Here is a 14,965-nt window from a genome sequence, read left to right on the forward strand (position 1 = left end):
AAGGTGATCTCTTGCAAAGAAATAATGGCTGTGTTATGATGTTTTCAAGAAGTTGCAAGTCCTGATGTGTTCGTCGTATAACCTATTGTTTTGACCGAACAATAGATTATACGGGAGTTCAGAGTTTTCGTCGCTGCGTACATGCCTCCTTGGCTGAGGACGTACAAATGCATGAAACAGAACACCCACCTGCTCGTGAGCGGGTTCAAAACGAAGGCATCGACGACGGCACGATTGGGACTTGCCTACATAACGGATTTAAAAACCAACATTCTGATTTCAGGATGTTGGTTTTTTTGTTGTTAAGGAAATTATATAAATCCTCAGTGTATACTATGAGAAAAAAGGGAACGATCAGAGTGTGATCGTTCCCTCAAAAACGAAAAATGAGAAAAAGAGGGAACGATCAGAGCATAATCGTTCCCTCAAAAACGAAAAACGAGAAAAAGGGGGAACGATCAGAGCGTGATCGTTCCCTCAAAAACGAAAAACGAGAAAAAGGGGGAACGATCAGAGCATAATCGTGCCCTCAAAAACGAAAAACGAGAAAAAGGGGGAACGATCAGAGCGTGATCGTTCCCTCAAAAATGAAAAACGAGAAAAAGGGGGAACGATCAGAGCATAATCGTTCCCTCAAAAACGAAAAACGAGAAAAAGGGGGAACGATCAGAGCGTAATCGTGCCCTCAAAAACGAAAAACGAGAAAAAGGGGGAACGATCAGAGCATAATCGTTCCCTCAAAAACGAAAAACGAGAAAAAGGGGGAACGATCAGAGCATAATCGTGCCCTCAAAAATGAAAAACGAGAAAAAGGGGGAACGATCAGAGCGTGATCTATAAGGGTTAACAAATGTTAGGGAAATCGTGTAGGTCAAGGATGTGCCACTTTAAAATAGCTCCTAAAATACATAATAGTCCATTCAAAAAAATAGAACGACTTAACAAGAAGTCATACCCTCACTACCTAAGCAATTATCTCGCAGACCTACGATATCCACTAGCTTGTGCATCTTCTTCTGTCTCAAACCACTCTACTGGATTAGTTCTTTCGTAAAAAGCCCCACCAGGTAGATGATAAATAAGTTCACCGCGTGCGTTTTTATTTCCTTTTATTAAAGGGGGCGTTACTTCTTGCGTAAGTTGCTCTTGTTTTGTTTGTTCTAAAGTAGCGGCAATAGCTGCGATTGTTTGGCTTACTTGAAAGGTAGTTGTTTTTTTAACTAGCATTTGTTTGTTCTTTTGATTTAGTTTGAAAATGGCTAAAAATCCACCTGCCAGTAAAAAAAGGTAAGAGAAGAACTTAATCAAGTTTTTCAACATAGATTCCCCACTTTCTGTCAACTATGGTATTTGGGATATTAACTTAGTACATCCCAATCCTATTCCCTCTATTATAAGGTATACAAACCTATTTCGTAATAAAAAGAAATTCCTATAAGACTACTTGCTTTTCGTCTAAAGTATGTTATATTCGATTTCGGGTACAATCTTTACAAAGACAAAGCTACAAGAAATAGATGGAGTTGATATGAAAATGTTACACCAATTTTCGAGAAATGAACTTGCAATAGGCAAAGAAGGAATAGAAACTTTAAAAAATAGTACGGTTGCTGTCCTAGGTATAGGAGGAGTTGGGTCTTTCTCTGCTGAAGCTTTAGCTCGCTCTGGAGTAGGTCGCCTGATATTAGTAGATAAAGATGATGTGGACATTACAAATGTAAACCGCCAAATTCATGCTTTAATGTCTACAGTCGGACAACCCAAAGCTGATTTAATGAAGGCACGTATTCTGGACATAAATCCAGACTGTGAAGTAATTGCACTGAAAATGTTCTACACAGAAGAAACTTATGAAGAATTCTTTAGTTACAATCCTGATTACGTTATCGATGCTTCAGATACCATTTCTTATAAAATTCACCTTATCAAAGAATGCTTAAAGCGGAAGATACCAATGGTTTCTAGTATGGGTGCAGCGAATAAGATGGATCCAACTAGATTCAAAATGGCGGATATTTCTAAAACGCATACGGATCCAATTGCAAAAGTCATTCGTACGAGACTTAGAAAAGAAGGAATTCATCGTGGCATTAAGGTTGTTTTTTCTGATGAAAGCCCAATTATTATTCGTGAGGAAGTAAGAAAAACAGTAGGGAACGAGCAAGCTCAAATTCGTAAAGCGAAAATGCCACCTTCCTCAAATGCATTTGTCCCTTCTGTAGCAGGACTTATTTTAGGTGGTTATGTTATTAATGATTTGTTAAAAGATGTTCATATCCAACGCGTAGGTGGCAAACAATAAAAAAAGAGGATGATCTTGGGCGATTGCTCGAGATCATCCTCTTTTCACATTACTTCATCTTGAAGTGTTGTCATTTTTCTAGCACGGTCCATTATTTGAACAAGCATTTCATAATCATCATTGATTAGACTCTGCTGTTCTTCTAATTTATGAAGTTGTTCTTCTAGTGCTAGCTGTCTTCTCATTAATGATTGATTCTCTTGTTTCAGACGGTCATTTTCCAACTGTAAACCTTGACCAGATTGTTGTTCCTTCTTTAAGTTTTGCAGAAAATATAAGCAATCTTCTAATGTGATGTTTCCATCATTAATTGGTAACGGTTCATAAGTCTCTTCTTCTTGTGTTTGAGTGGAACTTGACATCTCCCACATAGGACGAGAAGTAGTAGGGGCAGGTAACCATTCCATTTCTAATTGAGGCTTGCTTCTTTCTAATATTGGCTGTTCTTGTTGTTCCTTTTTCTGTTTATCAAATGCTCGTTTACGCTCTTTCCGTTGTTTTTTCGCAATTGCTACAGCAGGCTCATAGTTCTTCCTTACTTCTGCATTCCATCTAAATCCACATGCTGCCGATGTTCGATTAAGTGCATCTCCCACCTCTTCAAAGGCAGCTAATTGTGTTCCACCATCTCGTACGTATCGTAAAACGGTTTCCGCTAGTAATAAATCGTCTTCATGTGACCACGCATCTTGACGTACTTTCATCTGTTACTACACTCCTTTGAACGGACGTTTTTTTACCATCATTGACAAGTTAACAAAGAAGTATACGGTTTTGATGTTGGGAGTTGTTACAGAATCATTTTAGAGTAGTGTGGATGGTCGGGGAATTCATGAAAAATGCCTTGCATATCAAATCCTGCAAGGCATTTTACCATCATTTCTTTTTTGTTTTTTCATAAACTTGCGCTAATGCTGTTTCAAATTTACTGGTCTTCTTTGGTTTATAGTAGGATTTATGTTTCAGCTTGTCTGGGAGATATTGCTGAGCAATCCAGCCTGTCGGATAATCGTGTGGGTATAGGTAATTTAAACCGTTTCCTAAATCGGCAGCTCCTTTGTAGTGGGCATCTTTCAGATGAGCTGGGACATCACCAATAAGTCCCTTTCTAATATCTGCTAATGCTTCATCCAGTGCTTTATACGCAGAATTTGACTTTGGTGACAAGCACAGTTCAATTACCACATTAGCTAAGGGGATTCTTGCTTCAGGAAAACCAAGTCTTTCAGCAGCTTCAATTGCCGCAAGTGTTCGAGCGCCTGCTTGCGGATTTGCCAAACTGATGTCCTCATAGGCTATTACAAGTAAACGTCTTGCAATACTGATTAAATCTCCAGCCTCAATCAGTCTTCCTAAATAGTGTAGTGCAGCATCTACATCGCTACCACGAATAGATTTTTGAAAGGCAGATAGCACATTATAATGTCCATCTCCATCTTTGTCATGATAGAAACTCTTTTTTTGCAAACACTCTTCTGCTGTACGTAAATCAATGACAATCATATTTTCATCATTTGGTGTGTTAGACAGTACAGCTAGCTCCAGTGCATTCAAAGCGGAACGAACATCTCCTCCACATCCATTTGCGAAATGTTCCATTGCTTCTGGCTCAAGAAGAATCTCATACTCCCCAAGTCCCCGTACTCGATCTTGTAATGCCTGTTCAATCACTGCTTTTATATCTTCGACAGATAATGGATGCAACTCGAAAATTTGACATCTACTTCGAATTGCTGGGTTAATGGCATGGTAAGGGTTACTGGTTGTTGCCCCAATTAGGATAATGCTGCCACTTTCCAAATGTGGTAAAAGGAAATCTTGTTTTGCTTTATCTAATCGGTGAACCTCATCCAATATAAGAATGACTTTTCCGGACATTTTCGCTTCTTCTGCCACAATTGCCATATCTTTTTTATTATGTACTACTGCATTTAAGGTGCGAAATGCATAATTTGTACTCCCGGCGATTGCAGTGGCAATGGATGTTTTTCCAATTCCAGGTGGACCATAGAGGATCATGGAAGATAAGTGTTTGGCTTTAACCATTCTGTGAATGATCTTCCCTTCCCCCACAAGATGCTCCTGTCCGACCATTTCTTCTATTGATCTTGGCCTCATGCGAAATGCCAATGGTTTTTGACTCATTGTTTATCCACCATCCTACTTACTTTAACATCTTAGTCTAATACCCACTGTACCACAATTAAAGTCATGGTTAGAAATGTAAAGCATGAAGTTCTATGCTATAATGGGATAGATTTTAGTGGAGAATGTTTGCAAATCTCTCCTTATTTTTCGTCGGGGATTAAGACATGAATTATTTATAGAGAAGAGTTTTGTAGATAAACAGAAGGGTAGTCGAATGTATGTTAGGAGAGCGGAGTGTAGGCAGAAGAGTATTCTTGGCCAAATGGTCGATTTACTTTATTGGTTTATTAATTATGTCGTTTGGAATTGTCCTAATGATTCGTGCAGATTTAGGGAGTGCTCCGTGGGATGTTTTTCACATCGGACTCTTTTACCAAGTTGGTCTAACTATTGGTACCTGGTCTATTATTGCAGGCTTTTTTATTTTGATGATCTCTTCATGGATTTTAAAGAGGTTACCTTCCATTGGCGCTTTTTTAAATATGCTCATGGTAGGAATCTTTATCGACATGTATCTCCATATCAATTATTTGCAAACGCCTGATTCTTTTTTGGGTAAAGTAGCTATGCTGATAATAGGTGTTGTAGTAATTGGGATAGGTATTGGTGTTTACATTTCTTCCCGTTGCGGAGCGGGTCCACGAGATAGTTTAATGATAGCATTAACAGAAGTTACGGGTTGGAAAGTGCAACATATTAGATTAGTGATGGAATTAATAGTATTATGTTTAGGATGGCTTTTAGGAGGACCTGTTTTCATTGGTACTATCCTGTTTTGCTTAACTATTGGTCCAATTGTAGGGTGGACACTTCCTGCATGTCAAAAACTAACTGATATGATTCTTTATAAAATACAGAACAAAAATAATAAATTAACCATGCAAATATAAGTGACTAGACAGAGAGAGTAGGGGTGTTTTAGAAATGAAAATTTCAACAAAAGGGCGTTATGGTTTAACGATTATGATTGAGCTTGCTAAGAATGTAGGTGCAGGACCGCTATCTTTAAAAACGATTGCCCAAACGCATGATTTATCAGAGCACTATTTAGAGCAGCTAATCGCACCGTTGAGAAATGCAGGTTTAGTAAAAAGTATACGTGGTGCATATGGTGGTTATATTTTAGCTGATGAGCCAGAAAAAATTACAGCAGGTGATATTATCCGCGTACTGGAAGGACCAATAAGCCCAGTGGAAGTTTTAGAGGATGAAGAGCCAGCAAAGCGTGAACTTTGGATTCGTATTCGTGATGCAGTGAAAGATGTATTGGATAACACTACCTTAGATGATTTGGCAAACTATACTGGCGGAGATCAAGAATCTTATATGTTCTATATCTAGAACAGAGACACTTAAGAATCCTGAATACTTCCAGTGAGAAGCTTGTAACAGTGGAGCTTGGATAGTAATCAATTCTTATAAAAGTTACGCATATTAAAAATGGGAGACTTAAGAAAGGAGGCGTCCCATTGAAACAGATTTACTTAGACCATGCCGCAACTGCACCAATTCATCCAGCTGTCGTCGATAGTATGCTTCCTATCATGAAAGAGCATTTTGGAAATCCATCAAGCATTCATAGTTTTGGTCGTAAAACTAGGCACTATGTAGATGAAGCAAGAAACGTTGCAGCGAAAAGTATTGGTGCAAAGGAAACAGAGATTATTTTTACTAGCGGTGGTACAGAATCGGATAACTTAGCTCTTGTTGGAGTTGCGCGTGCCAACAAAGAACGTGGAAATCATATTATCACGACATCGATTGAACATCATGCGGTTCTTCATACATGTGAGCAGTTAGAAAAAGAAGGATTTCGTATTACGTACTTACCTGTAAATGAACTTGGGCTTGTAAAGGTGCAGGATGTAGCAGCAGCTTTAACGGCTGAAACCATACTAGTTACTATTATGTTCGGCAATAATGAAGTGGGTACGATCCAGCCGGTGAAAGAAATAGGAGAGCTCTTAAAGGACCATCAGGCATACTTTCATACGGATGCTGTTCAAGCTTATGGTTTGTATTCGATGGATGTAACAGAGCTTGGAATTGATTTTCTTTCTATTTCGAGCCATAAAATCAATGGACCAAAGGGTGTTGGTTTTTTATATGCACGTACGGGCACTAACTTTTCACCGTTGTCTTATGGTGGTGAACAAGAACGGAAACGACGTGCCGGAACAGAAAATGTGGCTGGTATAGTTGGATTAATGACAGCAATCGAGCTTTCTATGGAGCAAGCAATGGAAAAAGCGGAACTGTATAAAGAGTTCAAGCAAATCATGATAAGTACATGGGAAGAAGAAAAGATAAGCTTCGAAATTAACGGTTCAACTGACAAGGTACTTCCACATGTCATGAATGTTTATTTTTCAGGAACCAATGTCGAATCCTTATTAGTTAATTTAGACATTCTAGGCATCGCCGTATCTAGTGGATCTGCTTGTACGGCAGGTTCTATTGATCCGTCCCATGTTTTAGTTGCAATGTTTGGCAAGGCTTCCGAGAGAATTGCTTCTTCTATTCGGTTTAGCTTTGGTTTAGGTAACACAAGAGAAGAGATAGCATTTGCTGCAAAGGAAACCGCAAATGTAGTAAGAAGATTAACAAGAAATAAGTAATAATACGGGGTGAGCAAAGTGAATAAAGCACCAAAGGATACCCGTGTAGTAATAGGAATGTCTGGTGGAGTAGATTCATCTGTGGCGGCTCTTCTTTTAAAAGAACAGGGCTACGATGTAATTGGAATTTTCATGAAAAACTGGGATGATACCGATGAGTTTGGTGTTTGTACAGCAACAGAAGATTACAATGATGTTATTCGTGTTTGTAATCAAATCGGTATCCCTTATTACGCGGTTAATTTTGAAAAACAATATTGGGACAAGGTTTTCCAATATTTCTTAGATGAATACAAAGCAGGGCGCACACCAAACCCGGATGTCATGTGTAACAAAGAAATTAAATTTAAGGCATTCTTAGAACATGCAATGGATTTGGGTGCGGATTATTTAGCAACAGGTCACTATGCACAGGTTGAGTTCCGCGACGGTGAGTACAAGATGCTTCGTGGGTTAGATGAAAATAAAGATCAAACCTATTTCTTAAATCAACTTGGACAAGAGCAACTTTCTAAAGTGATGTTCCCAATTGGAAATATCGAGAAAAAAGAAGTGCGCAAAATTGCTGAAAGAGCTAATCTAGCTACGGCTACAAAGAAAGATAGTACAGGAATTTGTTTCATTGGGGAACGAAATTTCAAAGAGTTCTTAAGTGGTTATCTTCCAGCACAGCCTGGAAACATGGTTACACTTGATGGAGAAGTGAAAGGTAAGCATGATGGTCTAATGTATTATACAATTGGACAACGTCATGGTCTTGGAATTGGTGGTAGTGGGGACCCGTGGTTTGTGATTGGGAAGGATTTAGAAAAGAATATGTTGTTTGTCGGTCAAGGCTTCGAAAATGAACTTCTTTATTCCGATTCCATTACAGCAACAGATATAAGCTGGGTTTCAGATAAAGTCAAAACAGGTGAATTTGTCTGCACAGCTAAATTCCGTTATCGCCAACAAGATAACAAAGTAAGAGTACAGCTTTTAGAAGACAACTCAGTAAAAGTTATCTTCGATGAGCCCGTTCGTGCTGTTACACCTGGACAAGCAGTCGTCTTCTATCAAGGGGACGAATGTCTTGGTGGTGGAACCATCGATCACGTCTTTAAAAATAATGAAAAACTTTGGTATGTAGGTTAGTGTGAAAACCTCAACTCTATGATGGGAGTTGAGGTTTTTCCTGTGTTATACTGGAAAGGGAAAAAAGATGTAAAAATGTATCAATCCAGATGGTGATTACCAACTAGAAATAGCGTAAAAAGAATAAGAGGTGCTTATAAATGAAAGATCATAATGCAATAGGAATTCAATATTTACAAGAAGGAAAATACGAAGAGGCACTAGCTGCTTTCTCAGAGGAAATCGAGCAAAACCCAGACAACGCAGTGGCGTATGTGAATTTTGGTAATGTGTTAAGTGCTGTTGGGGAACTAGAAAAAGCCATGAAGTTTTTTGAGCGTGCATTGGCAAAAGACGAGAATATGGGCACAGCGTATTATGGATTAGGAAACGTATACTATCAACTAGAAAAGTGGAACGAAGCGAAGGATAATTTTGAATTGGCCATGAAAAAAGGGGTAAATGATAGCGATATTTACTTTATGCTTGGTATGACACTGTTACAGTTTGAGCAGCCAAAGCTTGCTCTTCCTTATTTTCAACGTGCTGTAGAACTTAAGCCAGAAGACAGTGAAGCAAGATTTCAATACGGCTTATGTTTAGCTGGACAAGGTTTAATTAAAGAAGCTACTGAAGCATTTGAAGAGGTAGTGAAAAGCGATGAAAGTCATGCTGATGCTTACTACAATTTAGGTGTAGCTTATGCATATCAAGAAAATAGAGATAAAGCGTTAGAGATGTTAGATAAGGCTCTTGATGTGCAATCAGATCACATGCTTGCGGGACACGCAAAGAAAATAATTATGGATAACTAGGGGACGGAGGGATATTCCCATGAAAGACCAAAAGCAACAATCCTCTCTCGACTTATTCGAGGAAAAAGAAAAATTTATAAAAGGATCACAGCTTGTAACAATCTTCCACAATGACTCCAATTTGTATTCTGTTGTTCGCATTCGGGTGGTCGAAACTAATTTGAACTATGAGGAAAAAGAAGCGGTCGTGACAGGGTATTTCCCTCGTATCCATGAGGATGAGACATACATATTTTTTGGACAAATGAAAGAACATCCACGTTTTGGACTTCAATTTCATGTAGAACACTTTCGAAAAGATATCCCTCAAACACGCCATGGAATCGTGCAGTATTTATCAAGTGATTTATTTTCTGGGATAGGAAAAAAGACAGCCGAGAAAATTGCCGATTCTCTTGGAGAGAATGCCATCTCAAAAATCTTAGAGAATCCATCTATTCTTGACGGGATACCAAAGCTTTCAGGTGATAAAGCGAAGCAATTATATGACACATTAATGGAGCATCAAGGCTTAGAGCAAGTAATGATAGCTTTGTCGCAATTTGGTTTTGGTCCTCAATTATCAATGAAGATTTATCAAACCTATAAAGAGGAAACAATTGCCAACCTGCAAAAAAATCCTTATCAACTTGTAGAAACTGTAGAAGGAATTGGATTTGCTAGAGCGGATGAACTTGGAAGTCATTTTGGGATTTCAGGGAATCACCCTGATCGCATTCGTGCAGGATGTTTATATATACTTGAGCAGCATTCTATGCAGGAGGGACATTGCTATGTGACGGATGTCCAACTAGCAGAAGACGTTGTTAAGTTATTGAATGAAAAACAACACGGTCTAGTTTCGGAGTCTGACATTTCTCGGGAAATTTTGCAACTTACAGAAGAAGGGAAGTTGAAATCGGAAGAGGGGCGTGTATATTTGCCTACTCTTTATTTTTCAGAACAAGGTTTAGTGACGAATATCAATAGAATTTTGGATCAAAAGCAGTATGAAGAGCAGTTCCCTGAATCCGAATTCCTATTAGCGCTTGGTAATTTAGAAGACCGTCTAAAAGTCCAATATGCCCCTTCTCAAAAAGAAGCCATCCAACAAGCTTTGTTAACACCGATGTTACTTCTTACAGGTGGTCCTGGTACAGGAAAAACAACCGTGATTAAGGGAATTGTTGAACTCTATGCTGACTTACATGGTTGTTCGTTAGAGCCAAAAGATTATGACAAGGAAAATCCATTTCCAATAATGCTAGTTGCTCCAACTGGTCGAGCTGCAAAACGCATGAGTGAAGCAACTGGGTTACCTTCCTTAACTATTCATCGTTTACTTGGCTGGAACGGATCAGAGGGATTTCAGTTTGATCAAGATAATCCGATTCCGGGCAAGCTACTTATTGTCGATGAAGTATCGATGGTAGATATTTGGTTAGCAAACCAATTGTTTAAGTCGCTGCCAGAAGACATACAAGTCGTCCTCGTTGGAGATGAAGATCAGCTACCTTCTGTAGGTCCAGGGCAGGTTTTGACGGATCTACTGTCGTCGCAAGCAATTCCCACTGTTCAGTTAACCGATATATACCGACAAGCCGATGGGTCTTCTATTATCGAACTTGCTCATGATATGAAAGAAGGAGTAATACCAGCTGATATCGCGGTTGCAAAGAAAGATCGTTCATTTATAAAATGTGGGCAAGGGCAAATTCTAGATGTAGTCAAAAAAGTCTGTGCTAATGCTAAAAATAAAGGATACACAGCAAGGGATATCCAGGTTCTCGCTCCTATGTATCGTGGCAATGCAGGGATCGATAAATTAAATGAAATGCTCCAAGAACTTTTTAACCCCAAAAGTGAACAGCGAAGAGAGTTGAGTTTTGGAACAGTAATCTATCGTACAGGGGATAAAGTGCTACAATTAGTGAATCAGCCTGAAAGTCAAGTGTTTAACGGGGATATTGGTGAGATCGTTTCGATTTTTTATGCAAAGGAAAATACAGAAAAGCAGGATATGGTGATTGTCTCTTTTGATGGCAATGAAGTTACCTATACAAAACAGGATTTAGGTCAAATAACGCATGCTTATTGCTGTTCGATTCATAAATCACAAGGTAGCGAATTTCCTATTGTTGTGCTGCCAGTAGTAAAAAGTTATTTTAGAATGCTTCGCCGTAATTTATTATATACAGCCGTTACTAGATCAAAGCGATTTCTAATTCTTTGTGGAGAAGAAGATGCATTGCAAATAGGTGTGAAACGAACCAATGACCAATTGCGTCAAACCTCTTTAAAAGAGCGTCTGCAGCAAAAAGTTCCAGTGATAGCTATCGGAAATGCGGAAGATGCAATGATTATTAAGGAAATTCCATTTTGGAATGATGCAAATATTGGAATGGAAAACCTTACGCCGTATGACTTTATGGAGGATGACGAAAGATAATAATGTTCGAAGAGAGGTGGTTTTCTTTGAGAACATTTTCACGAGTAGTTGGGATGCTAATATACGATGTGGCATCTGGAAATAAGGTAGGCAGAATCACAGACTTTTGCATTGTAGAACCTGGTCAAGTAAAAGGGCTACTTATAGATGGGAAGGGGATTTTCCATCGCACAAAATTTCTTCCGTATGAATATATCCAATCCTTTGGAGATGATGGGGTAATGGTGGACCCTAAAGAGTTCTCTTCGGTAACAAAAGAAGATGGACAAGTATATTTTCTCAAGTACCATGGGATAAAGGGGAAATCCTTTTTAACCGGTGAGGGGAACAAGCTTGGTCTTCTGGATGATGTATATTTTGAGGAAGAAACGGGCACAATCGTAGGATATGAAGTTACGGACGGTTTTTTCGCAGATATGGCAGAAGGGAAAAAGGTAATTAATCACCCATCTGATTTAATCATAGGGAAAGATACCGTCGTCGTTTCTGTATTAACCTAACGAGAGGTGTCTATGGTGGTTCTTTCTTGTCCTAACTGTAAAAGTAAAGATATAGGAAAAATTGGAGTAAATCAGTTTTATTGCTGGGGTTGTTTTATTGAGCTTTCTGTCTCTCAAGGCGTGGTCCACACTCATCAAGTAGAGGAAGATGGGACACTCAGTTCATTGGATGACTTGTTTCATGAAGACGATCGACAAATAAGTATGTAACAAACAGTTGGGAGTGAGTCGCATGAATAGAGCAATGACATCTTTGTTAATGTTAGGTGTAGGAGTAGCTGCTAGCCGACTAAGTAAGAACAATGATGTACAAAACTTTTTTGGAGATATGACTTCCAAACGAAATATGAAGAAAATAAGAAAAAAAGCGAAACGCTTATTTTCTTAGAAGAGAAACCCGTTCCTGCTTATGTAGGAGCGGGTTTTATTTTGAAATTATAAAGTTTACATAGAACAGAGCGGAAATTTGAACAGTTCGTTTCCTCATTTTACAGTTTGGACAGTCTACCCCATACATCATTTAACATTGTGTATAGTGAAAAAAGCTATGGTAGGCAGTACAATATACATAAAGTTCAAATTATTCTAAATTATTAGCAAAATGACTTGTTCCGTTACTAATCACATCGAAGGGGGTAGAAATATGTCTGATAAAGTGATGATTGGCTTAATCCAAGCTTCGAATGATGTAGATGGAAATGAGCCTGTGGAGGTTCACAAAAAAGCCGCGATTGAAAAGCACATTAAATTGGTTAGAGAAGCAAAGTCAAAAGGGGCACAAATTATTTGTCTACAAGAAATTTTTTATGGTCCTTATTTCTGTAGTGAGCAAAATGCTAAATGGTACGAAGCCGCAGAGGAAATACCCAATGGTCCAACCGTTAAGCTATTTCAAGAACTAGCAAAAGAACTCGAAGTTGTGATTGTTCTGCCTATTTATGAACGTGAAGGAATCGCAACTTATTATAACACCGCAGCCGTCATTGATGCGGATGGAAGTTATCTGGGGAAATATCGCAAGCAGCATATTCCGCAAGTTGGAGTAGGAGACAAGGGACATGGATTTTGGGAGAAATTTTACTTTAAGCCTGGGAATCTAGGCTATCCAATATTTGATACAGCTTATGCGAAGGTCGGGGTGTACATATGCTACGATCGCCATTTTCCAGAGGGAGCTCGCCTCTTAGGTTTAAAGGGAGCAGAAATAGTATTTAATCCTTCAGCAACCGTCGCTGGACTTTCTGAATACCTTTGGAAGCTTGAACAGCCAGCCCACGCTGTAGCGAATGGTTATTACGTCGGTGCAATAAACCGTGTGGGTGTAGAAGGACCGTGGAAAATGGGCGAATTTTATGGTCAGTCCTACTTGGTAGATCCCAGGGGCTCTTTCGTATCAATTGGAAGTAGAGATAGTGACGAGGTCATTATTGGGGAAATGAATAAAAAGCTTATCCGAGAAGTGAGAGATGTATGGCAGTTTTATCGTGACAGAAGACCAGAAACATATGAAGAAATGACAGCACTTTTGCCGTAGTGGCTTAAAAGGGATGACTCTTTCGTTAAATTTGTGACCTAATTACTTCATAAGGAGGACACATTGAATGGAGTTATCCCTTTTTAATATTCATTAAAAAGAAAGGAGATGTTCCAGTGAAAGCGACAAAAAGAATTGATATGGAGAACTTATCTTTAAATTTTGTAGAAGCGAAGCCAGGCTTAACAGATCGAGAAGCCATTGAAGAAGCGAATCGATGTTTGTATTGTTATGATGCTCCCTGTATTATCGCCTGTCCGACAAGTATAGATATCCCGACTTTTATAAAAAAGATCGCATCTGGAAACTTGAAAGGATCGGCGAAAACGATTATGACAGCGAATCCTGTTGGTGCTAGCTGTTCGAGAGTCTGTCCAACGGAGGAACTATGTGAAGGAGCTTGTGTGCTGAATCATCATACAAAGCCAATAATAATTGGGGATTTGCAAAGATATGCGACAGATTGGGCTATGCAAAACGAGCAAAATCTTTTTGAAAAAGGAGCATCTAATGGGAAGAAAATTGCTGTCATTGGGGGAGGGCCAGCTGGGCTATCGGCAGCAAGGGAATTGGCATTACTTGGATTCCAAGTAACTATTTTTGAAGCGGAGGCAGAAGCAGGTGGACTCAACACGTATGGCATTGTTTCTTTTCGCTTGCCAAAAAAGGTTTCCTATTGGGAAGTCGAGCAGGTGCGTAGCTTAGATGTCACGATTAAGACGAATACAAGAGTTGGATTCGATATTAAAGTCGAGGAAATCTTATCACAATTCGATGGTGTCATCTTAGCAATCGGGATGGCAAATGTTCCGATGCTAGGTATAGAAGGAGAAGAGCTTACAGGGGTTTACGATGCAATTGATTTTGTAAAAGAAACGAAGACAGCGCCAATTAGCGATAAGTTTAAAGGGAAAAATGTCGTTGTCATTGGAGCTGGAAATACAGCTATAGATGGAGCGACCTGTTCGGTGCGACTTGGAGCAGAAAACGTAAAAATCCTTTATCGAAGAACATTAGAAGAAATGACTGCCTACGATTTCGAATACGAATTTGCGAAACAGGATGGAGTAGAATTCCGCTGGCTAACAGCCCCTAAACGTATTATTGGAAATGAAAATGGCGATGTAACGCAAATAGAATGTGTCCGTATGGAGCTCAGCTCACCTGGTGCAGATGGTAGAAGAAGGCCAGTGATGGTAGAAGGGTCGGAATTTATTTTAGACGTAGATGTCGTGATTAAAGCGATTGGTCAGACGAGATATACGCCGTTAATCGAGCAATTTGGCCTCGAGCATGACGGAGGAGTAGTGAAAATAAATTCAGTAACGCATGCCACATCTAACGAAAAAGTATATGCATGTGGTGATGTCATCTTTGGTAAAGGTCAAGGAGAAGCGATGGTTGTTACAGCGGCAGAGCAAGGGAAGAAAACTGCCTATGCATTGTATGAGAGTTTAGTAAAAAGAATCACAGAGACTGCTTAAATAAAGTGGTGAGGGGGGAAAGT

At 39.2% G+C, this 14,965-nt stretch carries 15 protein-coding genes and 1 other RNA gene; 13 read left to right on the forward strand and 3 right to left on the reverse strand.

Going from position 1 to position 14,965, the window contains the following annotated elements:
* Positions 1-55 precede the first annotated feature (55 nt).
* Positions 56-245, forward strand: a non-coding RNA gene (gene ssrS, locus BK580_RS06620) — 6S RNA.
* A 727-nt stretch (positions 246-972) separates the two neighbouring features.
* Here the strand turns inward: ssrS and BK580_RS06625 are convergent.
* Positions 973-1,320 carry a sunset domain-containing protein gene (locus BK580_RS06625; protein ID WP_078379571.1) on the reverse strand — a complete coding sequence of 116 codons (348 nt, stop codon included), beginning with the start codon at positions 1,318-1,320 and terminating at the stop codon, positions 973-975.
* Between the two features lie 214 nt (positions 1,321-1,534).
* Between BK580_RS06625 and BK580_RS06630 the strand changes: the two genes are divergently transcribed.
* Positions 1,535-2,302, forward strand: coding sequence for a tRNA threonylcarbamoyladenosine dehydratase (locus BK580_RS06630; protein ID WP_078379572.1), 768 nt, complete (start codon positions 1,535-1,537; stop codon positions 2,300-2,302).
* A 44-nt stretch (positions 2,303-2,346) separates the two neighbouring features.
* On the opposite strand, the gene BK580_RS06635 is transcribed toward BK580_RS06630, so the two are convergent.
* The gene (locus BK580_RS06635) at positions 2,347-3,006 is read right to left on the reverse strand and encodes an RsfA family transcriptional regulator (RefSeq protein ID WP_078379573.1); all 660 of its coding nucleotides are present in this window, start codon (positions 3,004-3,006) and stop codon (positions 2,347-2,349) included.
* Positions 3,007-3,178: 172 nt separating this feature from the next.
* Positions 3,179-4,447 (reverse strand): replication-associated recombination protein A, encoded by a 1,269-nt coding sequence (locus BK580_RS06640; RefSeq protein ID WP_078379574.1) that lies wholly within the window; start codon positions 4,445-4,447, stop codon positions 3,179-3,181.
* Positions 4,448-4,668: 221 nt separating this feature from the next.
* Here BK580_RS06640 and BK580_RS06645 point away from each other — a divergent pair, with 221 nt between their 5' ends.
* The 11 genes from BK580_RS06645 to BK580_RS06695 all read left to right on the forward strand — a co-directional run bounded on the left by BK580_RS06645 (position 4,669) and on the right by BK580_RS06695 (position 14,942).
* Complete coding sequence (locus BK580_RS06645) at positions 4,669-5,340, forward strand: YczE/YyaS/YitT family protein (RefSeq protein WP_078379575.1); 672 nt, start codon at positions 4,669-4,671, stop codon at positions 5,338-5,340.
* Positions 5,341-5,374: 34 nt separating this feature from the next.
* A complete protein-coding gene (gene cymR, locus BK580_RS06650) occupies positions 5,375-5,791 on the forward strand; it encodes a cysteine metabolism transcriptional regulator CymR (RefSeq protein ID WP_078379576.1) in 417 nt (138 codons plus the stop codon).
* Between the two features lie 128 nt (positions 5,792-5,919).
* Positions 5,920-7,068, forward strand: coding sequence for a cysteine desulfurase family protein (locus BK580_RS06655; RefSeq protein WP_078379577.1), 1,149 nt, complete (start codon positions 5,920-5,922; stop codon positions 7,066-7,068).
* A gap of 18 nt (positions 7,069-7,086) precedes the next feature.
* A complete protein-coding gene (gene mnmA, locus BK580_RS06660; RefSeq protein ID WP_078379578.1) occupies positions 7,087-8,202 on the forward strand; it encodes a tRNA 2-thiouridine(34) synthase MnmA in 1,116 nt (371 codons plus the stop codon).
* Positions 8,203-8,342: 140 nt separating this feature from the next.
* Positions 8,343-8,996, forward strand: a complete 654-nt coding sequence (locus BK580_RS06665) for a tetratricopeptide repeat protein (protein ID WP_078379579.1) — start codon at positions 8,343-8,345, stop codon at positions 8,994-8,996.
* A gap of 19 nt (positions 8,997-9,015) precedes the next feature.
* On the forward strand, positions 9,016-11,424 hold the full coding sequence (gene recD2, locus BK580_RS06670) for an SF1B family DNA helicase RecD2 (protein ID WP_078379580.1): 2,409 nt from the start codon (positions 9,016-9,018) through the stop codon (positions 11,422-11,424).
* A gap of 26 nt (positions 11,425-11,450) precedes the next feature.
* Positions 11,451-11,924, forward strand: coding sequence for a PRC-barrel domain-containing protein (locus BK580_RS06675; protein WP_078382664.1), 474 nt, complete (start codon positions 11,451-11,453; stop codon positions 11,922-11,924).
* A gap of 12 nt (positions 11,925-11,936) precedes the next feature.
* A complete protein-coding gene (locus BK580_RS06680) occupies positions 11,937-12,134 on the forward strand; it encodes a hypothetical protein (RefSeq protein ID WP_078379581.1) in 198 nt (65 codons plus the stop codon).
* 22 nt (positions 12,135-12,156) lie between these two features.
* Positions 12,157-12,312 carry a YrzQ family protein gene (locus BK580_RS06685; protein ID WP_078379582.1) on the forward strand — a complete coding sequence of 52 codons (156 nt, stop codon included), beginning with the start codon at positions 12,157-12,159 and terminating at the stop codon, positions 12,310-12,312.
* A gap of 255 nt (positions 12,313-12,567) precedes the next feature.
* A complete protein-coding gene (locus BK580_RS06690) occupies positions 12,568-13,458 on the forward strand; it encodes a nitrilase-related carbon-nitrogen hydrolase (RefSeq protein WP_078379583.1) in 891 nt (296 codons plus the stop codon).
* 140 nt (positions 13,459-13,598) lie between these two features.
* Complete coding sequence (locus BK580_RS06695; RefSeq protein WP_078382665.1) at positions 13,599-14,942, forward strand: NAD(P)-dependent oxidoreductase; 1,344 nt, start codon at positions 13,599-13,601, stop codon at positions 14,940-14,942.
* Positions 14,943-14,965: the final 23 nt, after the last annotated feature.

Source organism: Sutcliffiella halmapala (assembly GCF_002019665.1).
GTDB classification, from domain to species: Bacteria; Bacillota; Bacilli; order Bacillales; family Bacillaceae_I; genus Sutcliffiella_A; species Sutcliffiella_A halmapala.